A 22,046-nucleotide genomic window follows, 5' to 3' on the forward strand; every position below is an offset into this window, starting at 1 on the left:
CATGCGCTTCATTCTTCTGATATTGGGGCTCGATGTGCTTGGCATCGGTCTGGCGATCCCTGTCATGCCGACGCTGATCGCGACTATCTGGCCATCGTCTACCGAGCATGTCTCGTTGGCGCTGGGTGTGGCGTTGACACTTTATTCAGCGATGCAGTTTCTGTGTGCGCCGCTGCTGGGGGCGCTGAGCGACTGCCATGGGCGTCGACCGATATTGCTTCTGGCGCTGGCCGGCATGTGCCTGGGCAATCTGATGGCTGGCTTCGCCGGCAGCCTGACGGTCTTGCTGATAGGCCGTGCCATCGCAGGAATCACTGCCGCCAATATCGCCACTGCGATGGCCTATATTGCGGACATCAGTGAGGGTGAGCAGCGCACGCATTTCTACGGTGCCGCGGGCAGTGTTATCGCCATAGCGCTTGTTTTTGGCCCGGTGATAGGCGGGGGACTTGCGTCTTACGGACCGCACTTGCCCTTTCTGGTCGCTGGCGGCCTGGCGGCAATCAACCTGCTGTATGGCTACATGAGGTTGCCGGAAAGCCTTGCGGCCGAGCATCGGCGTGCCTTCGAATGGCGGCGAACCAACCCGTTTGGCAGCCTGCGAGGACTCTGGAGTACGCAAGGCCTGCGGCCGTATCTGCTGGCTGCGACGTGCTCCTGGTTCGCCTACGGGATATTTCAAAGCTGCTTTGTGCTGGCCAATCAGATGCGTTATGGCTGGAGCATGCTTGAAGTGTCGTACGCATTGGCGGCACTCGCCCTGGGCATGGCGTTCGCGCAGCGCGTACTGGTACGCAAGCTGACGCCAATCATGTCCAACCAGCGGATCATCGTTACAGGTTATGCCTGTTGCCTGCTGGGTTATGGTTTCTATACGGCTGCTGCAAGCGTCTGGCTGACGGTGGTGGGCATGTGTTTCCATGCTGTCGGACTGATCGCCGAGCCGGCATTGCGCAGTGAGCTCTCGCGTCATGCCAGTGCAGGGCATCAGGGCGAGTTGCAGGGCGGGCTGACATCCCTGTTGAGTCTGGTGGGCGGTGTAGCGCCAGTGATTGGCGCCCTGATATTTGCGGGTAACGTTGGCTCAGGCCAGCATGTCCTGTGGCTGGGCGCTCCCTTTCTGGTCAGCCTGTTGATGTACGTGCTGGCGATAGGCTGCATCCAGAGGGGGAGAACTTCAGCCGCCTGTAACGGTTGATCCTCGCGCTGGTAACCCATCAGCCTCCGCCGAGCACCACACTCAGCGCGTTGCGTGCATCGTCCAGTTGCACCAGCGAGGCGTGGCGTGCGCCCAGCGCGTCGCGGTTCTGGATGGCGGTGAGGATCGCCTTGTGACGCGGCATGGCCAGTTCGTGCAGGTTGGGACGCTTGTTGGAGTATTTGAGCGCTTCGCGCAACGCCAGTGACAGCATGTTGCACAGGTGAGCCAGCAAGTCGTTGTGGGTGGCGTCGGCGATGCGGCTGTGGAAGTCGAGATCGGGTTGCAACAGGTCTTCCGGCGTCGGTGCGGCTTCCATGCGCAGGTAGGCTTCGTGGATCGACTCGATCTCTGCGTCGGTGGCATGCTGCGCGGCCAGCGCTGCAACTGCTGGTTCGATGACAGCGCGTACGCTGGTCAGCAGATTGAAGAAATCATTCTGCGGCGAGCTTTGCATGACCCAGTGCAGTACGTCCGGGTCCAGCAGATGCCATTCGCGACGCGCCTTGACCACCGTGCCGACACGCGGCCGCGAATAAACCAGACCCTTGGCCACCAGAACCCGCGTGGCTTCACGCAGGACCGGGCGGCTGACGGCATACTCTTCGCAGAGCAACGCTTCGGCAGGCAGCTTTTCGTCAGGCTTGAAACGGCCGGACACGATTTGCATGCCCAGTTCCTGGACAATACGGGCGTGCATGCTTTTTCGGTCGGAAGGCTTTCGATAATCCATGGGAACGCTGGTCGGTCCTGGCGGTAATTGCTGGGCATCATACCATTGCGTAACACTTGCGGCGGCTGCCTGCGTCAGGCAAACCGCCGCTTTGGTCAGTGCGAGTGGCGGGGCACTTCGGAACCTCTGCAGCCGACCAGGAAGTCGAAATCACAGCCCTGATCCGCCTGCATCACCCGGTCTACGTACAGTTGACGGTAGCCACCGAGCAACAGCTGCTGCGGTGCCTGCCAGTCGGCGAGGCGCGATGCCAGTTCGGCTTCCGGGATGTCCAGATGCAGACGCCCGCCAGCGCAGTCCAGCTCGATCCAGTCGCCTTCCTTGACCACCGCCAGCGGTCCGCCCGCTGCGGCTTCCGGCGCCACATGCAGAACCACGGTGCCGTAAGCTGTGCCGCTCATGCGCGCATCGGAAATGCGCACCATGTCAGTCACGCCCTGCGCCAGCAGCTTGGCTGGCAAGCCCATGTTGCCGACCTCGGCCATGCCCGGATAACCCTTGGGGCCGCAGTTCTTCAGCACCATGACCGAGTTGGCATCGATGTCCAGATCCGGGTCGTTGATCCGTGACTTGTACATCTCGAAATTCTCGAACACCACTGCGCGTCCACGGTGCTGCATCAGCGCCGGCGTCGCGGCCGAGGGCTTGAGCACGGCACCCAGCGGCGCGAGGTTGCCGCGCAGCACGCAAATCCCGCCGTCGGCGCGGATCGGGTTGTCCAGCGCGCGGATCACCTGATCTTCGCCATAGATGGGGGAGTTGCAGGTGTTTTCACCGATGCTTTTGCCATTGACGGTCAAGGCATCCGGGTTGGGCAGCAGCCTGGCTTCGTTCATGCGCCGCAGCACGGCGGGCAGGCCACCGGCGTAATAAAACTCTTCCATCAGGAAGCGCCCCGAAGGTTGCAGGTCGACAATCGTCGGCATGCCACGGCCCATGCGTGACCAGTCATCCAGGTCCAAGTCGACGCCGATGCGTCCGGCGATGGCCTTCAGGTGAATCACGGCGTTGGTCGAGCCACCGATGGCCGCGTTGACCCGGATGGCGTTTTCGAATGCAGCCTTGGTGAGAATCTTCGACAGGCGCAGGTCTTCACGGACCATATCGACGGCGCGCATGCCGGACATGTGCGCCAGCACGTAACGCCGCGAATCCACCGCCGGAATGGCCGCGTTGTGCGGCAGCGAAGTGCCCAGCGCTTCGGCCATGCAGGCCATGGTCGAGGCCGTGCCCATGGTGTTGCAGGTGCCTGCCGAGCGCGACATGCCGGCTTCGGCGGACAGGAATTCATCCAGGCTGATGGTCCCGGCCTTGTAGGACTCGTGCATCTGCCAGACGATGGTGCCGGCGCCGATGTCCTTGCCTTCATGCTTGCCATTGAGCATCGGTCCGCCGGTGACGACGATGGCGGGGATGTCGCAACTGGCAGCACCCATCAACAGGGCAGGGGTGGTCTTGTCACAACCGGTCAACAGCACGACCCCATCGATAGGGTTGCCGCGAATCGCTTCTTCAACGTCCATGCTCGCCAGGTTGCGGGTGAACATTGCGGTAGGGCGCAGGTTGGATTCGCCGTTGGAAAACACCGGAAACTCGACCGGCCAGCCGCCTGCTTCGATCACGCCACGTTTGACATGCTCGGCGATCTGCCGGAAATGCGCGTTGCAGGGGGTCAACTCCGACCAGGTATTGCAGATGCCGATGATCGGCTTGCCCTGAAACTGGTGGTCGGCAATACCCTGATTCTTCATCCAGCTGCGGTACATGAAGCCATTCTTGTCGGCAGTGCCAAACCACTGGGCAGAACGGAGGGTCGGTTTTTTATCGGAGTCAGACATGATCGGCTCTCTTATTGTAAGACTTAATGGCGATACTGCTGGCTAAGGTAAGCCTAAAAAACGCGTATTGGAAGAGTTGTCAGTTTAAATAGTATTACTATATAGTCGGTCGTAGACGAGGGATCATCCTGGCGCATGTGCAGTGTTATTCAGCCCCCAGGCACAGAGGCGATCCCCGCAGGTTCCATAACAAAAACAATGGGAGACCGCCTACATGAGCCAGGAACTGCGGCTTATACGCCGCATCACGTTCAAACTGATTCCTTTCCTCATCCTGCTGTACCTGATCGCTTATGTAGACCGCTCTGCCGTGGGCTTCGCCAAGCTGCACATGGGCGCGGACATCGGTATCGGCGACGCGGCCTATGGTTTGGGTGCCGGGCTGTTCTTTATCGGTTACTTCCTGCTGGAGATCCCCAGCAACCTGATGCTCGAGCGTTTCGGCGCACGTCGCTGGTTCGCGCGGATCATGATCACCTGGGGCGCGATCACCATCGGCATGGCCTTCGTCCAGGGGCCGCACAGCTTCTATGTGATGAGGTTTTTGCTGGGCGCTGCCGAGGCGGGCTTCTTTCCCGGTGTGCTGTACTACATCACCCAGTGGTTTCCGGTGCGCCATCGCGGCAAGATCCTTGGCCTTTTCATCCTCTCGCAACCCATCGCCATGATGATCACCGGGCCCGTGTCCGGCGGTTTGCTGGGCATGGACGGCATACTCGGCCTGCATGGCTGGCAATGGCTGTTCATCGTCATCGGCACGCCGGCGATTCTGCTGACCTGGCCGGTGTTGCGCTGGTTGCCGGATGGTCCGCAGCAGGTCAAATGGATGGACCAGGCCGAGAAGGACTGGCTGACCGGTGAGCTGAAAAAGGACCTTGAAGAGTACGGCCAGACTCGCCACGGCAATCCGTTGCATGCCTTGAAAGACAAGCGTGTGTTGCTTCTGGCGCTGTTCTACCTGCCGGTGACCTTGAGCATTTACGGTCTGGGCCTGTGGCTGCCGACGCTGATCAAACAGTTTGGCGGCAGTGACCTGACCACCGGCTTCGTGTCATCGGTGCCTTACATTTTCGGCATCATCGGCCTGCTGATCGTGCCGCGCAGTTCCGATCGCCTCAACGACCGTTACGGGCATCTGGCCGTGCTTTATGTGCTGGGGGCCATCGGCCTGTTCTGCAGCGCCTGGCTGACCATGCCGGTGGCGCAGCTGGCTGCATTGTGCGTCGTGGCGTTCGCGCTGTTTTCCTGCACGGCGGTGTTCTGGACCTTGCCGGGGCGGTTCTTCGCCGGTGCCAGTGCCGCAGCCGGTATCGCGCTGATCAATTCGGTCGGCAACCTGGGCGGCTACATCGGTCCGTTCGTGATCGGCGCGTTGAAGGAAATCACCGGCAGTCTGGTATCAGGCCTGTATTTCCTGTCGGGCGTCATGGTCTTCGGGCTGCTGCTGACCGGCATCGTTTATCACGTGCTGGAGCGCAAGCATGCGCTGCCAGCGTCCGACTTCGCGGCGAGTGCCAGGGCGAGATAGGTTTTCAGCGGCCCATTATCTGGAAGGAGAATTTCATGCGGTTAGTACAGTTTGAATTGAGCGACGGTCAGCGCCGGGTCGGGCTGGTCGATGGTGATCAGGTGCGTGAGGTCCAGGGTGTCGAAAGTGTTCGCGAGCTGGCGCTGGTGGCTATCGAGGCAGGGTCGGCTCTGGCGCATCAGGTCGAGCAGCGTGGCGTTGGCGAGACGCACGACTATTCGCAGTTGCTTGAGGAGTTGCGGATCCTGCCGCCGCTCGACCATCCTGATCCGGCGCACCTGCTGGTCAGCGGCACCGGGCTGACACATCTGGGCAGTGCATCGGCACGCGACAAGATGCACCAGCAGTCCGGCGACGAAGCCTCGATGACCGACACCATGCGTATCTTCAAATGGGGCGTCGAAGGCGGCAAGCCGACGGCGGGGCAGGCCGGTGTTCAGCCCGAGTGGTTCTACAAGGGTGACGGCAGCATTGTCGTGCGTCCCGGACATTCGTTTTCGCTGCCGCCCTTTGCCGAAGACGGCGGGGAAGAGCCCGAGCTGAGCGGCCTGTATGTGATCGGTCATGATCGCAAGCCTTATCGCCTGGGCTTCGCCATCGGTAATGAATACTCCGATCACGTCATGGAGCGTCGCAACTACCTGTATCTGGCGCATTCGAAACTGCGCGCCTGTTCGTTCGGGCCGGAGTTGCGCGTGGGCGACTTGCCGCAAAGCCTGTCGGGCACCAGTCGGGTCTGGCGCGATGGCAAGGTGCTGTGGGAGAAAGAGTTCCTCAGTGGCGAAGCGAACATGTGCCACAGCCTGGAAAACCTTGAATACCACCACTTCAAGTACGCGCAATTCCTCAGGCCGGGTGACGTGCATGTGCACTTCTTCGGCACCGCCACCCTGTCGTTCGCCGATGGCGTGCGCACCCAGCCGGGCGATCGTTTCGAGATCAGTCAGGCCGAGTTCGGTCAGCCGCTGGTCAACGGCCTGGCATCGAGCGAGCCGGTGTTTCAGCCGGGCGGCATCGGCAAGCTGTAAGCGCAGACGCGCCATACCTGTTTGATTGCTCACCGTGCCAGCGCTCGGCGCTGGTACGGCTCTACTTGCGCTCCGACTGTATCTGCGCCTGCCTTTTGCCCTATCATTCGCGCTTTTGCTGGCCGGATGAATTTCATGACTACCATACCCACCACACTGCTCGCCGCGCTCAAAGCCACCACCATGCTGGAAATCGACGGCCTGCACGCCTGGGACTTCTCTCTGGGCGAGGAACTGAACGTCGAATGCATGGACGGCCGCGAGCGCAAGGTATGGCGTTTCACCACGGCGCAAATCGACGCTGCGACCTTCGATGAATCCCTGCAAAGCTGGGTGATCAATGACGGCAACGCCGATCACCGGATCATCTGCTGCCTGGATGCCTTTACCCCTTCCGATGAAGATGATTCCGCGCAGGATTGAGTAAATGCGGGCTGGCGCTGTCATAGACCCGACCGTGCCGTAACAGGCATCAATAACCTCAACAAAATGGATGCCCCCATGCCCCATAAATTTCTGCCGTGGCTGGCGATTGCCAGTGCCATGAGCGCATTTACCCTGCAGGCCCAAGCCATGCCAGATACTGAATTGCTGATCGGTTCCTACACGCAAGGCAAGAGTGAAGGGATCTATCGTTTTGCCTTCGACAGCGAAACCGGAATGATCGGCGCCAAGCCGCTGCAAGTGGTCAAAGCCGAAAACCCGTCGTGGCTGACCGTCTCCAGAGACCAGCGCTATCTGTTCGCAGTCAATGAAAACGGCCCCGGACAAAAAGACGTGGTCGGTAAGGTCAGCAGCTTTGCGATCGACCCGAAAACCCGTCAGATCACGCCGATCAATCAGGTTCAAAGCCGCGGTGAAGAACCGACGCACTCCAGCCTGAGCTACGACGGCCGTTACCTGTTCGTGGCCAACTACGCGGTAAACCCTGACCCGGGCGGCGCGCTGACCGTGGTGCCGGTGGGCAAGGACGGCACCTTGAGCGAAGCCGTTCAAGTCCTGCCGCTGGGGCCTGGAAGCAAGGTCAACAGTGAGCGGCAGATGTCCTCACATGTGCACCTGGCCGTGCCGACGCCGGATGACAAGTACGTAGTGACTGCCGACCTGGGCGCTGACAAGCTGTTCGTGTATCACTACGACGCAAGCCAGGCCAAGCCATTGCAGCCAGCCAAGGTGCCGTTCGTGCAGTTGCCGGGCGGCTCCGGACCCCGTCATACGCTCTTCAGCGCTGATGGCAAGCATGCCTGGCTGGTGCTGGAAATGACGGCTCAGGTCGCGGTGTTCGACTACCACGACGGCGTCTTCAAGCAGACCCAACTGGTCGACATGAAGAACAAGGGCGTGGACGAGAAAAACGGTGGTGGCGCCTTGCACACTTCACCGGATGGCAAGTTTCTGTACGTGACCAATCGGGGTGACGCGAATCAGGTCGTGGTGTTCCGCATCGATCAGGCCAGCGGCAAGCTTGAAGAAATTCAGCGTCGTTCCCTGGAAGGCAAGGAGCCTCGCGAGTTCGCTTTCGATCCGACTGGCCAGTTCATGCTGTTCGCCAATCAGAAGAGCAACCAGATCGTGACCGTACGCCGTGATCCGCAGAGCGGCAAGATCGGTGAAACGGTACAGAAATTCGATGCAGATGCACCTTCTTACCTGCGTTTTCTGACCGACAAGTAATCCGCTTCGGCTCCAGCCCGCACGATACAAGGGCTGGGGCCGTTATCATTCTTGATGATATGGGTTAGTGCTACAAAAGATTTCTGCTGAACCACCCTCGGGCGTAAGTTTGAGTCACGGCCATAACGGTCAGGACTTCAAACCAGCGTACAGACAGACAAGAGGGGTGACCGACATGAATTTCAATCTTTTCTCCATCATCGCTGCATCTGCTATCTCGGCAAGCGTCGCTCTCCCGGCCAGCGCCAGCGTCGAAGTGAACGACAAGAAAGCCCACTCGACTCAGACCTACACCACCAAATACCTGCAACAGAGCGCTAATTTCTACGCAGCGCTGGACCACAAATCCGCTCAATGATTGATCAGCCGTCACGCTTTCGCGAGCATGTTCGCCCACACAGGTCCCTGCGACTTACTGCCCAATGCGCGGCAGACCAGGCATGGAATGTCAGGCGAGCCTGTTCGCGAAAGCGCTGGTGGCGGCACATCCGCGCCTGGAAACAAGGCTTCTGCCCAGCGGGCGTAGGAGCGAACTTGTTCGCGAAGGCGGTACTTCGGGCGCTACATTTTCTCTGAATTTAACGTCCCTTTCGCGAACAAGCGAAGCGTCGCCCGGTCCACTCCTACGCCCTCCCGGGCAGAATCAAAAGCTGAAGACTGTCAGGCGAGCCTGTTCGCGAAAGCGCTGATGGCACAACATTCAAGAGCGGACGCAGAGCGTCCAGAACGGCATTCCCACGCGGAGCGTGAGGAACGATAGTCAACTGCCGTGCCTCACGTTCCGCGTCACAGGTCTCTCAGTGCCCCACCTCGATGGTGCTCAATCCATTGCCCTGACGACGCACCTTGATCTGCACCGGGATTCGTTCGTGCATTTCCTGGACGTGGGAGATCACGCCGACCTTGCGACCCTGTGCCTGCAAGCCGTCGAGAGCGTCCATCGCCAGTTGCAGCGACTCCGGATCGAGGCTGCCGAAGCCTTCGTCGATGAACAGTGACTCGATGCGCAAGGTGCTGGATGCCATGGAAGCGAGGCCCAGCGCCAGCGCCAGCGAGACAAGGAAGGTTTCCCCGCCGGACAGCGAGTGAACCGAGCGCAGTTCGTCGCCCATTTCCGTGTCCATGACCAGTAGACCGAGCATGCTGCCGCCGCGTTTCAGGCGGTAGCGGCGCACCAGTTGCCTGAGCTGCGCATTGGCGTGATGGACCAGCAAGTCGAGGTTGTAGGCCTGGGCGATTTTGCGAAACCTGTCGCCTTCTGCCGAGCCGATCAATGAGGCCAGACGTGCCCAGCGCAGGTATTCGCTGTTGGCGTCGGCGATGCGCGCCTGCAGTTCGCTGTTGGCGTTGCGGCGGCGCTGATCTTCACTGAGCTCGGCCCGCAGGTCGGCGCAGTGCTGCTCGCTGAGCGCCGACAGTTCAAGGGCCTGTTGCAGTGCTGTCGCCAGTTGCGCACTGTCGGTCAGGTCACTGTGTTGCGCCTGATGCTGTTGCAGACGCTGATCGCGTTCCTGCAGCAACACTTTTGCCTGTTCCAGCGCCTTGTCGGTGCTATTCAATTGCACACGCAGTTGCTCGACATGCGCATCGTCGTAGGTCAGCAAGGTGTCCAGCGCGCTATCGTCCAGCTGAGGATGCTGAGCGCGCCATTCGCTGATCTGCACATCAAGTTCAGCCAGTTCCTGTTGCAGGGACTGCTGTTGTTGCTGTCCGGACTTGAGTTCGGCAGCCAGTTGAATCAGCTGATTGTGGATGTCCTGCAGCGCCTGCGCCGCCAGACTTTCCGCCTGCCTGGCCTGCTCGATGGTCTGCTCCAGCGTCTGCTGCCATTGCTCTGCGCTGGCGTGGTCGCCCAGCAGACCGGCAAGCGTCTGCTGACTGGTCTGCTGTTGCTCGCCGAGCCGGGTGAGTTCCTGCGCCAGTTCGGTCTGGCGGTGCAGACGCGTCTGCTGCTCGACCTGCTGCTTCTCGATCTTCTGCTGACGCTCGGTTTGCTCTTGCTGCTCTTCGTGTTGCTGCTCCAGCTGATCGAGACGCTGGGTCACCTGCTGTTCGAGCTGCAGCACGGTCGCCGATGCATCACTGCGCAGCCCTTCAAGCACCTGCGGTGATACCAGCGGCGTGAATGCCGTCAGTTCTTCTTCCAGTCGCTGCCCGTCGGCCTCCAGTTGTTTGAGCTGCTCGGCAACATGACCCGCAGCGGTCTGGCTGGCTTCGGTCGCCGCCTGAAGCTGCTGCTGCAGGCGGGCGGCGTCTTTTTGCAGGGTCAACAAGGCTTGCTGACGTTGCTCGTCACGGATGATGACTTCGCTCAGTTGACTCAATTGCTGGCTCAACCAGGTGTCGCGCTTGTCGGCGTCGCGGTCGAGCAATTGGGCGGCGAGGGGGTGTGACTCCAGGTCCGGTGCCAAAGCCTGATGGCGCACGGTGAGCTGCTCATGCTGGCGCAGCAGCTCTTTCTGCCGGGCGATTACGCCGCCGACCTGTTCACGCAACTGATTGCGTTGCTCGGTCAGCAGGTCCACGGCTTTCTGCGCGCTGGCCTGCTCGTTGTCGTCGTGTTGCGTGAGGCTTTCGAGCAGCGCCTCCGGCTGATGCCAGGGGTGTTCAATGCTGCCACAGACCGGGCAGGGCTGGTCGTCCTGCAACTGCACGCGTAACTCCTCGACACTGGCGCTGCGGGCCAGCCGCTGGCGCTCCAGCAGTTGCCGGGTGACGGTCAGGGTCTGCTCGGCGACGGTCAGTTCATCACGAACGCGAAGGCCTTCGCTATTGAGCTGTTCGCGTTGCTGCTGGGCGCTCTGCTGTTGCTGGGAGAGGTCGGCAAGCTGGCGGTCGACGTCCTGCTGACTGGCCCATAGACGGGCCAGCTCCTCGAATGCACGTTGCTGTTTGCGGTTGTCCTGCAACAGGCTGCCGAGAATCTGCACCTGCTCGGCCACTGCCTCCACTTCGCAATCGGCTTCGCGGTACAGCAACTCCAGCGCGCTGCGTTGCTCGGTCAATTGCTGATCGGCAGTGCTGGCACGCTGCTGCAGCGCCGGCAGCTCACTGTGGCCGTGCTTGAGACGATTGGCGATCAGCGTGAGGGATTTCAGCCGGTCACGCCACGCGTTCCAGGCCTGAGCCAGCGGTGCCAGTTCGCTGCTGTGCTGCAGTTGCCCGGCAATACGCTCCAGACGTTGAGCCACCTGCTGTTGCTGATCGAGCAGGGTTTGCAAGCTGGTCTGGCCCTGGATGCAGAGCTGCTGGCTCTGCTGGTGCAGGTCGGACGCCTTGGCCAGTTCCTGGGCCAGGTGGTTCAGAGTGTTCTGTGCTTCGAAAGCCTGCAGCAACAGCGGTTTGGCGCTGCTGTGCGCTTGCTGTGCTTCCAGCAGACTGGTCTGCGCCTGAGTACGGCGGCTTTCCAGCTGTTGCTGCTGGTCGTGCAGCGAGGCCTGCTGTTGCTGATGCTGGCGAATCTGTTCAGCCAGCGGATCAAGCTGAGCGTTCAGTGTGACCCGACGCGCGAAGCGATGGCGCTGCGGGCCCAGGCGTTTCAGCTGGCCGAGGGTCTGGCGTGCACCGCTGTGGTCGTCCCAGGCCTGTTGCGCACTGTTCAGTGCTTCCTGGGCAGCGAGCTGTTCGTCACGCAGACGGTGCAGCTCGGTCAGCCACTGCTGTTTGATTTCCAGTTGCCGTTGCTGTGTCTGATGGGCCTTGAGCTGTTGCTGCGCGTCGCTCAGGCGCTGCTCCAGTTCAGCCAGCAGTTCCGGGGCCAGCGGGATGATGTTGCTGGCCTGCGCGGTCAGGGTTTTCAGGGCGTCTTCGGCTTCCTTGCTTTTACTGTAGGCGCGTCGACCGAGCTGGCTGTAGATCGCGGTGTTGGTGAGCTTTTCCAGCAGTTCGCTGCGTTCCTTGTCATCCGCCTTGAGGAATGCGCTGAACTCACTCTGGGCAAGCATTACGGCACGGGTGAACTGCTCGAAGTTCAGGCCCAGGCGGTTTTCGATCAGTTGCTCGAATTCGCGTTTGCTCTGGTTGCTGAGGATTTGCTCGCTGTCCAGATCGGTCAGGGTCTGGCGGCTGGCCTGCAGCTTTTTGGTCGCATTGTCGCGCGCGCGATTGGTTTCCCAGCGCGCGCGATAACGCCGCTGATCAATGCCGATGAAGTCCACCTCGGCGTAACCGCTGCCCGTGCCGCGGCGCAGCAGGGTACGTGGGTCGCTGGTGGTGATGTCGCCGTCGATGTCCGGGACCTTGGACTGACCAATATTACTCAGCCGCGGAATCGCCCCGAACAGCGCCAGGCACAGGGCATCGAGCAGCGTGCTTTTGCCCGCGCCAGTCGGGCCGGTGATGGCAAACAGTCCGGCGCTGGCCAGCGGCTCGGCAGTGAAATCGATTTCAAAGGGTCCGGCCAGCGAGGCCAGGTTTTTCAGGCGAATGGCGAGAATTTTCATGGCTGCTCGCTCTCCTGCTGGACTTCACGCAGCAGCGTGGCGAAATCGGTCAGCGTCTGTTCGTCGACCTCGCTGCCGAAGTTGTCCTGCCAGGCACGGCTGAACAGTTCCTGAGGCGTGAGCTGGTCCAGTTCGATCAGCGTGGCGTCACCCTCGCTGCCGTCCGCGCTGCCTTTACCGGCGTATTCGGCACCGATGCGCACCAGCCGCACGGCCTTGCCCTGTAGGGCGTTTTCGATCTGGTTGCGCAGGTCCGGCTGGGGTTCATCCAGACGCACGCGCACTTCCAGCCACGGCTGGCGGTCCGGGTCGGCAAGCAGGTCGATGTCGGGCAATGCTTTGAGCTGCACCAGCAGGTCGGCCAATGGTGCAGGCCCGAGGCGTTGCAGGTTGACGGCGCGAGGGATCAGCAACGGCTCGACGCTGGTCAGCGTCTCGCCGTCGCAATTGATCTCCAGAATCTGGTGCTGGTAGCTGATTTCCGAAAAGGACAGCGGGATCGGCGAGCCGCTGTAGCGAATGCGCTCTTCGCCGTTGACCCGCTGCGGTTTGTGCAGGTGGCCCAGCGCAACATAGGTGATGCTCGGCCCGAACAGGCTGGCCGGCAGGGCTTCGGCGTTGCCGATGATCAGGCTGCGCTCGGAGTCTTCCGAGACCGAGCCGCCTGCCATGTGGGCGTGGCTGATGGCTATCAATGCCTGACCGGGCTGGCGCTTGAGGTCAGCCGCCGCGATCAGCAGCTCATGCACCCGGCCGATGCCACGCAGGTAGTCATCGCCCAGGGTCGGGCCGGTGACTTCGGCGGGACGCAGGAAGGGCAGCGCCAGGCACCAGGCCTTGATGTCGCCATTGGCGTCTGGCAATGGCAACAGCAGGCGTTCGGCATCCAGCACGCCGTCGTCCAGCCACATCACCCGGCCCAGCGCGTGAGTGCGCAAGCGGCGCATCAGCGGGGCGGGAAGTTCGATACGCGAGCCGGAGTCATGGTTGCCGGCGATCATCACGATGGTCAGCAATGGCTGCTGTTCGTGGGCGTTGACGATGAAGTCGTACAGGCGCTCCTGCGCTTTGACCGGCGGGTTGACGGTGTCGAAGATGTCGCCCGCGATCAACAGTACATCCGGTTTACGGTCGGCCAGACGGGCCAGCAGCCAGGTCAGGAAGCAGGCGTGTTCGAAATCCCGCTCCTGGCCGTGCAGGTTCTGACCCAGGTGCCAGTCAGAGGTGTGAAACAGACGCATTGGTTTACCTTGTCGTATAGGGGTGTTGCCTGAGCTGCATCCTTACTTGGGATACAGCGGCGGCAACCCGGCATCACCTGCCGGGTCCTGAATATGTTCGGCGGCGGGCAGTTTGCGCACCGCGCGCCAGAGGTCCTCGCCCAGCCACAGCTTGCCGGTTTCGCTGTACAGCGCACCGTTGAGACCGTCCAGAGCATCGGACAGCGGCACGAAACGCGCGGCCATTTCGGCCAGGGTTTCCGGCTGCTGACGTGCCCAGGCGTCGAGCGCCTGACGGGTGCCCTGCGGGTCGTTGGCCAGGCAGGCGCGTTTGAGGTCATCGAGTACGGTACGCGGGCTGGGCCCGGTCTGCACGGCCCGGGCGATTGCCGGCTGTCCACGGGCGCGCCACCACAGGCCGAAACCGAGCAGGGTGGTGCAGGCCAGCAGCAATGTGCTCATCTGCCACGGCCAGACTGGCGGGCCGATCACGGTCACACCGCTCATGTCGTTGTTCACCGGCGTGTCCACCGCCAGACCGGGGTTGCTGCTGATCTGCAGGGTGCGCGCGGGCAGGCTGCTGTGCTCCAGATGATCTTCGCGGGTGTTCCACCAGGTCACTTCAACCGCAGGCAGGTCGATTGCGCCGGCGCGGGCGGGCACCAGGGCTTCGCGTTCTTCGCGCGTGCCGATCAGGCCGCGTTCGCTGGGCAGGTTGCGCAGTTGTGGCTGATCCGGGTAACGCCGCAGGCCGGGTACTTCCGTGGGCGGCAGGGGCGGCAGTTGCGCGCCGGCCAGCCCTTCGGCCTTGAGCGTCAGGGTGCGGGTCAGCGAATCGCCGACCTGCGTAGTACCGGGCTCCGGGCTCCAGTTTTCTTCCAGATTGATACTGCGTGCCGGCAGCCAGGCGACATCGGCCGGGTAGTCGGCAGGCTTGTGCTTGACGGTCAACGGTACTTCGGCGGATTTGACCCGCACCGATCGGCCCGGCTGCGGGCCGAACGGATTGCTGTCCTGGGCTTGCGAACCCTCGGCAGGCGTCTGCACCAGCGTGGCACTGAACACTTGCGCCGGTATCTTCAGTACGCCGCTCTGCTGCGGGTAGATCGCGTAGCGTGTCTCGATCACCCCATGGCGCACACCGTTGATCAGCTTTTCGTAGGTGCGCGAATCACCCAGTTTTTCGACCCGTGCGTCCGGCACTTGCAGCGGGCTCAGGCTGCTGTCGTCGAACAGTGACACCGAGTGGTAGACGCGCAGGGTCAGCACGGCCTGGGCCTGAACATACACGCTGTCCTGATCCAGGCTCGCTTCGATGAAGATCGATGCCAGATGGTTGCCTGGCTCCTGGGGTTCGCTCTGCAGGACCTGCAGGGTCAGCGGCTGGCTTTTCAGTTCGCCCAGTTGCAGCGACGGAATCAACACGCTTCCGGTCTCGCGGGGCAGCAGAGTGACGATCCAGCGCGTCGTGGCCTGGCTGCTGCCATCCAGGGTTTTCAGGCTGTTGAGCTGACGCGTGTCACGCACCTCGAAACTGCTTTCCAGCGCGCTCATGTCCGGTTTGCCGAACTGCGTCACATCGTCTGTTTCCAGCGTCAGTTCGACGGTTTCCCCGGCGTTGAGGCGCGTGCGGTCAACGCTGGCGGTCAGTTGCGCAGCCTGCAGCGACAAGGTGACCAGGCTCAGCAGCAGGCTGATCAATAAGGTGTACACGCGACTCATCGGGTCTTTTCCTGATGTTGCTGTTCGTAGCGAAATTTGCGCCGCAACAGTTCGCCCGGATCATCCGGAATCTGCCTCAGCCACTGCTCCAGTTCCTGACGCCGCTCGCCGGTCATGGGGCTGTCGGCGGACTGTAGCGGCGGGCGGGTGGTCTGTTCGTCGTCGGTCGACTCGCCCGAGGTGGCCTTACCACTGGTGTCTGGCGGCAGGCTTTCGCTGGTGCCGGGTTGATCCGATCGGGACGGGTTCTGCTCGGCGGGTGATGCGCTGCTGTTGGGGTCTTGCGACGCCTGCTGACCTTCTTCGCCCTGATCGGCCTTGTTCTGTTCATCCTGGGCAGGCTTCTGCTCATCGGCCTGATCCAGCAGGCCTTGCACCAGCGCCCGATTGGTTTGCGCCGCAGGGAAGTCGGGTTGTCGGTCCAGGGCCTGCTCGTAGGCATCCAGTGCCGCTGCCAGCTCACCGCTGCGGGCCAGGGCATTGCCACGATTGTAGTGGTCGGCGGCGCTGTTGCCTTCGGCAAACTGCCGGGCGGCGCTGGCGTAGTCTTGCGCCTGGTACAACGCCACGCCTTTCCAGCGCGAGTCTTCGAAGCGCTGCGCGGCCTCGGCCGGCCGATGCTGTTCCAGCAGGCGCTGGCCCTGTTGGTCGGGACGCAGCCACAGGTCCTGAAACTCGAACGCCTGGCTGTTCTGCGGAAACATGAACAGCAGCGGCAGGCAGAACAGCCAGCCGCGCCGGCCGGCCAGTGCCGCGATCAGCAACAGCGGCAGCAGCAACCAGTGGCCCTGGTCAGCCCAAGTGTCGAGCTGCACGACCTGACCGTCGCGGGTCATGTGTCGGGGGCTGGCCAGCAGACCGAGGCTGCGCAAGTCTTCTTCATCGCCGCGTGCCTGACGATAGCTGCCACCCACCTGATCGGCGAAGTCGTTGAGGCTGGTACTGTCCAGACGCGGCACCAGAATCGCACCTTGATCATCCTTGAGCAGGCTGCCGTTTTCCTGCGTGACCGGTGCGCCTTCCGCTGTGCCGACCCCGAGAATCAACAGCGGCGGCGATTGCCCGCGCAACGCGGCGCGGATGCCCTGACGTTCCTGTTCGCTCAGCGACGAGGTGATCAGCAGAATCCGCCCCTGACCCAATGCGCCCTGTTTGAGCAGGTGCAGCGCTTTCTGCACGGCCAGATCGGCGCGCTGGCCGGTCACCGGCATGATCGACGGTCTGATGGCTTCCAGCAGGTTGTGGCTGGTGACCAGATCATCGGACAGCGGCACCAGGGTGTGTGCGCTGCCTGCGTAGACGACGATGGCGGTCTGTGCATCGCTGCGTTTTTGCAACAGGTCCAGCAGCTTGCGTCTGGCCTGTTCCAGGCGGGTAGGCGGCGTGTCGGTGGCGAGCATCTGCGGGGTGAGCTCGAGAATCACCACCAATGGATCGACCGGTTTCTGGCTGATCTGTTCGACGCGCTGCCAACTGGGGCCCAGCAAGGCGAAAAGGGCCAGCAACCAGGCGAGCCCCAGCGCGATCCATGGCAGTTTGCTGTTGCTGCCGCGCCCGCCGTTGAGCAACACCTCATGAAAGTGAGTGGGCAGAAGCATTTGCCAGCGTCCGGCGCGTTTCTGCCGGTGCCAGAGTCGCCAGATCAGCAGCGCCAGCAAGGGCGTGATCAGCAGCCATTCCGGGCGAAACCAGTGCGGCCAGAGTCCGCTGATCATCGCGACCTCCACAGGCTTTTGCAGCGCTCGCGCCAGTTGATGGAACGCACCACCGCCAGCAGGCGTTGCAGTGCGTTGTTCGGCCATAACTCGCGCAGCACCAGCAGCACACTCAACAACAGGGCTGTCGCCAGTGGCCATTGATAAAGCGCTTGCGCCGGGCGCGCCTGGGTGGGCTGCTGTGCAACCGGCTCCAAGGCATCGAGGGTGGCGCGGATCTTTTCCAGCTGATCGCCATCGCGCGCGCGGAAGTACTGGCCACCGCTGAGGCTGGCGATTTCCTTGAGCGTCGGTTCGTCCAGATCAAGGCTGGGGTTGAGGCCCAGCACGCTTTGCAGCGCGTCTTTGTCCGGGTCCGAGCCGATGCCGATGGCGTAGATTTTTACGCCTTCTTCGGCAGCCAGTCGTGCAGCGGTGACCGGATCGATCTGACCGGCGTTGTTGGCGCCGTCGGTGACCAGCACCAGCGCACGACTGGTGGCCGGACGCATACGCAGACGTTTCAGGGCCAGGCCGATCGCATCGCCCAGCGCAGTGTTCTTGCCGGCAATGCCTATCCTCGCCTCGTCGAGCCAGACCCGCACGGTGCGGCGGTCATAGGTGAGTGGCGCCTGGACAAACGCCTGGGTGCCGAACAGGATCAGGCCGACCCTGTCGCCCTTGCGGCCCTCGAGAAAGTCACCGAGCAGTTGTTGCACCAGCACCAGCCGGCTGACTTCATCGCTTTTCCATTGCATGTCCGGGTAGTCCATCGAGCCGGACACGTCGACCGCCACCAGCAGATCGCGGCCACTGGCGGCGACCGGCAGTGGCTCGCCCAGCCACTGCGGTCGCGCTGTGGCGATCAGCAGCAACAGCCAGATCAACAGAAACGGCGCACGCTGTCTCCAGACCGGCAGATTGGCTTTGGCGCGGCGACCGCTCAGGCCTTCGAGTTCACTGAGAAAGCTGACCTTGAGCGCCGGCTCGCCGCTGTCGGCCATGGGCAGCAGGGCGCGCATCAGCCACGGCAAAGGCAGCAGCACGAAAGCCCACGGCCAGGCGAACTCAAACATGTTTGCGAATCCAGGTATCGACCGCCTGAGTCAGGCCGGTGATGGCCTTGTCGTCCAGTTTGCACTCGGGCTTGTAAGCGCCTTCGACCAGGATCATCCAGCGCGTCAGACCGGCAGCCGGGCAGCGGTTGTCGAGGAACGCCAGCCATTTGCGGCCGTTGAGGGTATGGCTCTGGCTGTGCGGGTAGTGGTTACGGCACAGGCGCTTGAGCAGGCCGTTGATCTGCTGCAGCCAGGCACCGGCCGGCGCGCCGTCGTAGGGTTTCGGCAGGCTCGCCAGTTCTGCCAGCGCGGCGAGGCGAACCGGGTCCAGCGGCTGTTCGCTGCGCACCTTGCGAGCTTTGGCCGGCAGCAGTTTGCGCAAGCGCCACAGGCCCCAGCCCGCCACGGGGATCAGCAACAGCAGCAGCCACCAGCCCGGCGCAAGCGGCCAGAAGCCGACGGCTTCGGGCGCAATCAGTGGCTCCAGCTGATCGAGGGGATTCATTTGCGCTTCACCGGACGACGCGCATTGAGGTATTCGCGCAGTTGTTCGACGAGCTCCGCCTGAGTGCTCAATGGCATGAGCAATACCCGCAGCTTCTGCGCCAGCAACTCCCAACGCGCCGTGCGCTCCTCGCCCTGTTGCCGATAGGCGCGGCGCAGCTCGGGGTTGAGCGTATCGATCTCCAGTTGCGCGCCGCGCTCGGCAAAGCGCAGCAGACCGGCAGCGGGCAGGGCGCGGTCCAGTGGGTCGGACAGCGGCAGCAACAGCAGGTCGCTGTGGCGTGACAGCAGGCTCAGTTGTTGTTCGGCGGCATCGGACAGGGCGCGCTCGTCGCACAGGACGATGACCAGACTGCCGGGGCGCAGCACTTCCCGGGCACGACGCAGCGCAGTGCCGAACGCATCGCGGTCTGGCGGAATCTCGGTATGCAACGACTGATTGACCCGCACCAGCCGGTTGAGCAGTTGCAGCAGGCTTTGTTTGCTGCGCCGGGGCTTGATCTCGTAGTGTTCGTTATCGCCGAACACCAACCCGCCGACCCGGTCATTGTGTTCCAGCGCCGCCCAGCCGATCAGCGCCGCCGCCTGAGCGGCGAGTACCGACTTGAACATCAGGCCGGAGCCGAAGAACAGCCGTCGGCTCTGTTCCACCAGGATAAAAATGGGCCGTTCGCGTTCCTCATGAAACAGCTTGGTGTGCGGCTCCTGCGTACGTGCCGTCACGCGCCAGTCGATGCTGCGCACGTCGTCACCGGCCTGATAGACCCGCACCTGATCGAAATCCACGCCACGCCCGCGCAGCTTGGAATGGTGCAGGCCGATCAGCGGGCTGCGCTGGCTCGGGGTGGAAAACAGCTGCACTTCCCGCACCCGATGACGCATCTCGATCAGCTCGCTGAGGCTGACGCGGATGCCCGGCTGGGGGATCAGGTAGGGTTGCATGGGCTCAGGCGACGGCCACGACGTCGAGGATGCGCTGAATCACGCGATCCTGATCGATACCCGCAGCTTCGGCCTCGAACGACAGGATGACCCGGTGGCGCAAGACATCGAACAGCACCGCCTGAATGTCTTCAGGGCTGACGAAGTCACGTCCGGCCAGCCAGGCATGCGCACGGGCGCAGCGGTCCAGCGAGATGGAACCCCGCGGGCTGGCACCGTAGGCAATCCATTCGGCCAGTTCCGGGTCGAACTTGGCCGGGGTGCGGGTGGCCATGACCAGTTGCACCAGGTATTCCTCGACCGCATCGGCCATGTACAGGCCAAGGATTTCCTTGCGTGCGGCGAAGATCGCCTGCTGGCTGACGCGGCGCTCCGGCTTGGTTTCGCCATTCAAGGCTTCGCCACGCGCCTGTTGAAGGATCTTGCGTTCGACGGCGGCATCCGGGAAGCCGATCTTGACGTGCATCAGAAAACGGTCGAGCTGGGCTTCGGGCAGCGGGTAGGTGCCTTCCTGCTCGATAGGGTTCTGGGTCGCCATGACCAGAAACAGCGGCGACAGGTCGTAGGTGCTGCGCCCGACACTGACCTGCCGTTCGGCCATGGCTTCGAGCAGCGCCGACTGGACCTTGGCCGGCGCACGGTTGATTTCGTCGGCCAGCACCAGGTTGTGGAAGATCGGCCCTTGCTGGAACACGAAGCTGCCGGTTTCCGGGCGATAGATTTCCGTACCGGTGATGTCGGCAGGCAGCAGGTCGGGGGTGAATTGAATGCGGTGGAACTGGGCTTCGATACCTTCTGCCAGCTCCTTGATCGCCTTGGTCTTGGCCAGGCCGGGAGCGCCTTCGACCAGCATGTGGCCGTCGGCAAGCAGGGCGATGAGCAGACGTTCGATCAGCTTTTCCTGGCCAAGGATCTGCGTTGAAAGAAAAGTTCGCAGCGCAATCAGCGCTTCACGATGTTCCATCGGTGACGGTTCCTGGCAGGGCGAACAGCGGTGTCTGATGACTGCTGAGCTGGGGGCGATACTTTAATCCATCCGGGCAGCTATCGACTAACGACTCCCGCGTTTTTTATTGCATTTAGAGAAGTGCCTGTCATTTATGCAGGTATTGTCCTACATGATCCATGGGTGTCCATGTAGGACGACTGGCTCGGGCTCCCGGAGCCGCGGCGTCAGAGTCGATAGAAGCTCGCCGCGTTATCCCACAGCGCCTGACGAGCGCCGCTTTCGCCCAGTGCGTCGATCAACAGGTCGATATCGTCGGGCCGGAAGGGACGGGGTGCGCGGGTCGACGGCAGGTCGGTGCCGAACATCAGGGCATTCGGGTTGGCGGCGTGGATATCCCTGAGGGCCTCGCGCACCGGAAAGTCCACACGCCCGAAACCACAGGCCTTGACGCGTACGCCGTGCTCGGCAAGGCGCAGCACCACGGGCAGCCCTTCGGCACTCAGCCCCAGATGATCAATACTGATGGCCGGGAGTTTGCGCAGGCGTGTTTCGATGGGCGCCAGTTCCCGCGAGTCGATGTACAGCTCGGAGTGCCAGCCTGCGTGCTCATGGACACGCACGGCCAGGGCCTCCAGCTGGTCGAGCTGCTCCGAGCCGCCGCGCTTGAGGTTGAAGCGCAAGGCGCGCACGCCTGCGGCATTCAGGGTGTCCAGTTCCGCATCGGTGACGCTGGCGGGCAATTGCGTGACACCGACGAAGCCCGGTCCCAGCAGACGCAGCGCCTGGAGCAGATAGCCCTGATCAAAACCCTGAAAGGAGCCCGATACCACCGCGCCGCCCTTAACGCCCAGCGGCTGGACCGTCGCAAGGTAGTCACTGACAGCGAACGGCTCCGGCAGATAACCGTTATTGGCGATCAGCGGGAAACCAGGATCGATGATGTGGCAGTGGGCGTCGAAAATGCGGTTCATGACACACTCCTGTTTGGCGAAGTGCTCACTTTAGCGCTTTTTGCCCATCAGCTGATTGTGCTGGTGTACTCACCGACGTTTTCGAGAATGATCTGTAACGTCTGGTGAACGTCCTGCAACTCGCCTGCGTCGGTGGCATGGAGAATTTCGTACTGATGGTGGCCATCGAGCTGCTTGGCGTCCTGCGGTTCGATTTCCACCAGCAGGCGCTCGGCACTGAAGGTGACCTTCAGGCTGGACACGTTCAGTGACTTGTCGTCGCTGACGGTGATTTCCACTTCGTTCTCGTTCGGGAAACGGGTCAGGGAAAACAGCATGCCGTTTTCTGCGTGGCAGCAGAGCAGTGCCATATCGTCGTATTCGTCGTCGCACGGGTTGGCGATGAGGCTGGCGGTCTTGATTTGCATGGGTGGCTCCGGGTCTGTCCAGGTAAGGCGTGAGGGGATTTTGCCAGTCCCGGGCAAATTATGTCGGGCGATATTGGCACCATCGTACGCAGTGTATCGCGACCTGATGACCGAATATGTCGCAGCCTCGTAAGCAGT

Annotated in this window: 18 protein-coding genes; 6 read left to right on the plus strand and 12 right to left on the minus strand. The window is 62.2% G+C overall.

The features are described 5' to 3' along the window. The first annotated feature begins 1 nt into the window (after position 1). On the plus strand, positions 2-1,198 hold the full coding sequence (locus KUIN1_RS08870) for a tetracycline resistance MFS efflux pump (protein WP_003406518.1): 1,197 nt from the start codon (positions 2-4) through the stop codon (positions 1,196-1,198). 19 nt (positions 1,199-1,217) lie between these two features. Here the strand turns inward: KUIN1_RS08870 and KUIN1_RS08875 are convergent, their stop codons facing one another. Both KUIN1_RS08875 and KUIN1_RS08880 read right to left on the minus strand, forming a co-directional pair. Next, positions 1,218-1,931: a FadR/GntR family transcriptional regulator gene (locus tag KUIN1_RS08875; protein ID WP_003368499.1), complete on the minus strand. Its 714-nt coding sequence runs from the start codon at positions 1,929-1,931 to the stop codon at positions 1,218-1,220. Between the two features lie 95 nt (positions 1,932-2,026). Next, the gene (locus KUIN1_RS08880; protein ID WP_024639094.1) at positions 2,027-3,769 is read right to left on the minus strand and encodes an IlvD/Edd family dehydratase; all 1,743 of its coding nucleotides are present in this window, start codon (positions 3,767-3,769) and stop codon (positions 2,027-2,029) included. A gap of 214 nt (positions 3,770-3,983) precedes the next feature. Between KUIN1_RS08880 and KUIN1_RS08885 the strand changes: the two genes are divergently transcribed. From KUIN1_RS08885 to KUIN1_RS08905, 5 genes are all read left to right on the plus strand, one after another. Then, positions 3,984-5,297, plus strand: coding sequence for an MFS transporter (locus tag KUIN1_RS08885; protein WP_116886282.1), 1,314 nt, complete (start codon positions 3,984-3,986; stop codon positions 5,295-5,297). A gap of 35 nt (positions 5,298-5,332) precedes the next feature. Further along, the gene (araD1, locus tag KUIN1_RS08890; protein WP_011267192.1) at positions 5,333-6,325 is read left to right on the plus strand and encodes an AraD1 family protein; all 993 of its coding nucleotides are present in this window, start codon (positions 5,333-5,335) and stop codon (positions 6,323-6,325) included. Between the two features lie 135 nt (positions 6,326-6,460). Beyond that, positions 6,461-6,748 carry a DUF5629 family protein gene (locus KUIN1_RS08895; RefSeq protein WP_024639096.1) on the plus strand — a complete coding sequence of 96 codons (288 nt, stop codon included), beginning with the start codon at positions 6,461-6,463 and terminating at the stop codon, positions 6,746-6,748. Between the two features lie 78 nt (positions 6,749-6,826). After that, positions 6,827-7,999, plus strand: a complete 1,173-nt coding sequence (locus tag KUIN1_RS08900; RefSeq protein WP_162886004.1) for a lactonase family protein — start codon at positions 6,827-6,829, stop codon at positions 7,997-7,999. Between the two features lie 175 nt (positions 8,000-8,174). Continuing rightward, positions 8,175-8,357 (plus strand): hypothetical protein, encoded by a 183-nt coding sequence (locus KUIN1_RS08905; RefSeq protein ID WP_003406532.1) that lies wholly within the window; start codon positions 8,175-8,177, stop codon positions 8,355-8,357. Positions 8,358-8,796: 439 nt separating this feature from the next. On the opposite strand, the gene KUIN1_RS08915 is transcribed toward KUIN1_RS08905, so the two are convergent. From KUIN1_RS08915 to KUIN1_RS08960, 10 genes are all read right to left on the minus strand, one after another. After that, positions 8,797-12,441 (minus strand): AAA family ATPase, encoded by a 3,645-nt coding sequence (locus KUIN1_RS08915; RefSeq protein WP_116886283.1) that lies wholly within the window; start codon positions 12,439-12,441, stop codon positions 8,797-8,799. Beyond that, positions 12,438-13,682: an exonuclease SbcCD subunit D C-terminal domain-containing protein gene (locus KUIN1_RS08920; RefSeq protein ID WP_003406534.1), complete on the minus strand. Its 1,245-nt coding sequence runs from the start codon at positions 13,680-13,682 to the stop codon at positions 12,438-12,440. The genes KUIN1_RS08915 and KUIN1_RS08920 overlap by 4 nt, the downstream gene beginning before the upstream one ends. A 42-nt stretch (positions 13,683-13,724) precedes the next feature. Beyond that, entirely contained in the window at positions 13,725-15,383 is a 1,659-nt protein-coding gene (locus tag KUIN1_RS08925) for a BatD family protein (protein WP_011267197.1), read from the minus strand. Beyond that, a complete protein-coding gene (locus KUIN1_RS08930; protein ID WP_011267198.1) occupies positions 15,380-17,098 on the minus strand; it encodes a VWA domain-containing protein in 1,719 nt (572 codons plus the stop codon). The genes KUIN1_RS08925 and KUIN1_RS08930 overlap by 4 nt, the downstream gene beginning before the upstream one ends. Then, positions 17,095-18,153: a vWA domain-containing protein gene (locus KUIN1_RS08935; protein ID WP_003406537.1), complete on the minus strand. Its 1,059-nt coding sequence runs from the start codon at positions 18,151-18,153 to the stop codon at positions 17,095-17,097. The genes KUIN1_RS08930 and KUIN1_RS08935 overlap by 4 nt, the downstream gene beginning before the upstream one ends. After that, the gene (locus KUIN1_RS08940; RefSeq protein WP_003406538.1) at positions 18,146-18,640 is read right to left on the minus strand and encodes a DUF4381 domain-containing protein; all 495 of its coding nucleotides are present in this window, start codon (positions 18,638-18,640) and stop codon (positions 18,146-18,148) included. Before KUIN1_RS08940 ends, KUIN1_RS08935 begins: the two co-directional genes overlap by 8 nt. Beyond that, on the minus strand, positions 18,637-19,581 hold the full coding sequence (locus KUIN1_RS08945; RefSeq protein ID WP_003318876.1) for a DUF58 domain-containing protein: 945 nt from the start codon (positions 19,579-19,581) through the stop codon (positions 18,637-18,639). Before KUIN1_RS08945 ends, KUIN1_RS08940 begins: the two co-directional genes overlap by 4 nt. Before the next feature lie 4 nt (positions 19,582-19,585). Beyond that, on the minus strand, positions 19,586-20,545 hold the full coding sequence (locus KUIN1_RS08950; RefSeq protein ID WP_003342804.1) for an AAA family ATPase: 960 nt from the start codon (positions 20,543-20,545) through the stop codon (positions 19,586-19,588). A 209-nt stretch (positions 20,546-20,754) separates the two neighbouring features. Continuing rightward, entirely contained in the window at positions 20,755-21,501 is a 747-nt protein-coding gene (locus KUIN1_RS08955) for an amidohydrolase family protein (RefSeq protein ID WP_024640811.1), read from the minus strand. Positions 21,502-21,548: 47 nt separating this feature from the next. Next, positions 21,549-21,908 (minus strand): hypothetical protein, encoded by a 360-nt coding sequence (locus KUIN1_RS08960; protein WP_152091942.1) that lies wholly within the window; start codon positions 21,906-21,908, stop codon positions 21,549-21,551. Positions 21,909-22,046 lie beyond the last annotated feature (138 nt).

Origin of the sequence: Pseudomonas sp. KUIN-1, from assembly GCF_009176725.1 — a bacterium.
In the GTDB taxonomy this organism is placed as follows: domain Bacteria; phylum Pseudomonadota; class Gammaproteobacteria; order Pseudomonadales; family Pseudomonadaceae; genus Aquipseudomonas; species Aquipseudomonas fragariae.

Coding starts and splice junctions, on each gene's coding strand:
- KUIN1_RS08905 (WP_003406532.1), top strand. CDS start 8,175: ATGAATTTCAATCTTTTCTCCATCATCGCTGCATCTGCTATCTCGGCA.
- KUIN1_RS08915 (WP_116886283.1), bottom strand. CDS start 12,441: ATGAAAATTCTCGCCATTCGCCTGAAAAACCTGGCCTCGCTGGCCGGA.
- araD1 (WP_011267192.1), top strand. CDS start 5,333: ATGCGGTTAGTACAGTTTGAATTGAGCGACGGTCAGCGCCGGGTCGGG.
- KUIN1_RS08875 (WP_003368499.1), bottom strand. CDS start 1,931: ATGGATTATCGAAAGCCTTCCGACCGAAAAAGCATGCACGCCCGTATT.
- KUIN1_RS08945 (WP_003318876.1), bottom strand. CDS start 19,581: ATGCAACCCTACCTGATCCCCCAGCCGGGCATCCGCGTCAGCCTCAGC.
- KUIN1_RS08895 (WP_024639096.1), top strand. CDS start 6,461: ATGACTACCATACCCACCACACTGCTCGCCGCGCTCAAAGCCACCACC.
- KUIN1_RS08920 (WP_003406534.1), bottom strand. CDS start 13,682: ATGCGTCTGTTTCACACCTCTGACTGGCACCTGGGTCAGAACCTGCAC.
- KUIN1_RS08955 (WP_024640811.1), bottom strand. CDS start 21,501: ATGAACCGCATTTTCGACGCCCACTGCCACATCATCGATCCTGGTTTC.
- KUIN1_RS08885 (WP_116886282.1), top strand. CDS start 3,984: ATGAGCCAGGAACTGCGGCTTATACGCCGCATCACGTTCAAACTGATT.
- KUIN1_RS08930 (WP_011267198.1), bottom strand. CDS start 17,098: ATGATCAGCGGACTCTGGCCGCACTGGTTTCGCCCGGAATGGCTGCTG.
- KUIN1_RS08950 (WP_003342804.1), bottom strand. CDS start 20,545: ATGGAACATCGTGAAGCGCTGATTGCGCTGCGAACTTTTCTTTCAACG.
- KUIN1_RS08935 (WP_003406537.1), bottom strand. CDS start 18,153: ATGTTTGAGTTCGCCTGGCCGTGGGCTTTCGTGCTGCTGCCTTTGCCG.
- KUIN1_RS08880 (WP_024639094.1), bottom strand. CDS start 3,769: ATGTCTGACTCCGATAAAAAACCGACCCTCCGTTCTGCCCAGTGGTTT.
- KUIN1_RS08870 (WP_003406518.1), top strand. CDS start 2: ATGCGCTTCATTCTTCTGATATTGGGGCTCGATGTGCTTGGCATCGGT.
- KUIN1_RS08900 (WP_162886004.1), top strand. CDS start 6,827: ATGCCCCATAAATTTCTGCCGTGGCTGGCGATTGCCAGTGCCATGAGC.
- KUIN1_RS08940 (WP_003406538.1), bottom strand. CDS start 18,640: ATGAATCCCCTCGATCAGCTGGAGCCACTGATTGCGCCCGAAGCCGTC.
- KUIN1_RS08925 (WP_011267197.1), bottom strand. CDS start 15,383: ATGAGTCGCGTGTACACCTTATTGATCAGCCTGCTGCTGAGCCTGGTC.
- KUIN1_RS08960 (WP_152091942.1), bottom strand. CDS start 21,908: ATGCAAATCAAGACCGCCAGCCTCATCGCCAACCCGTGCGACGACGAA.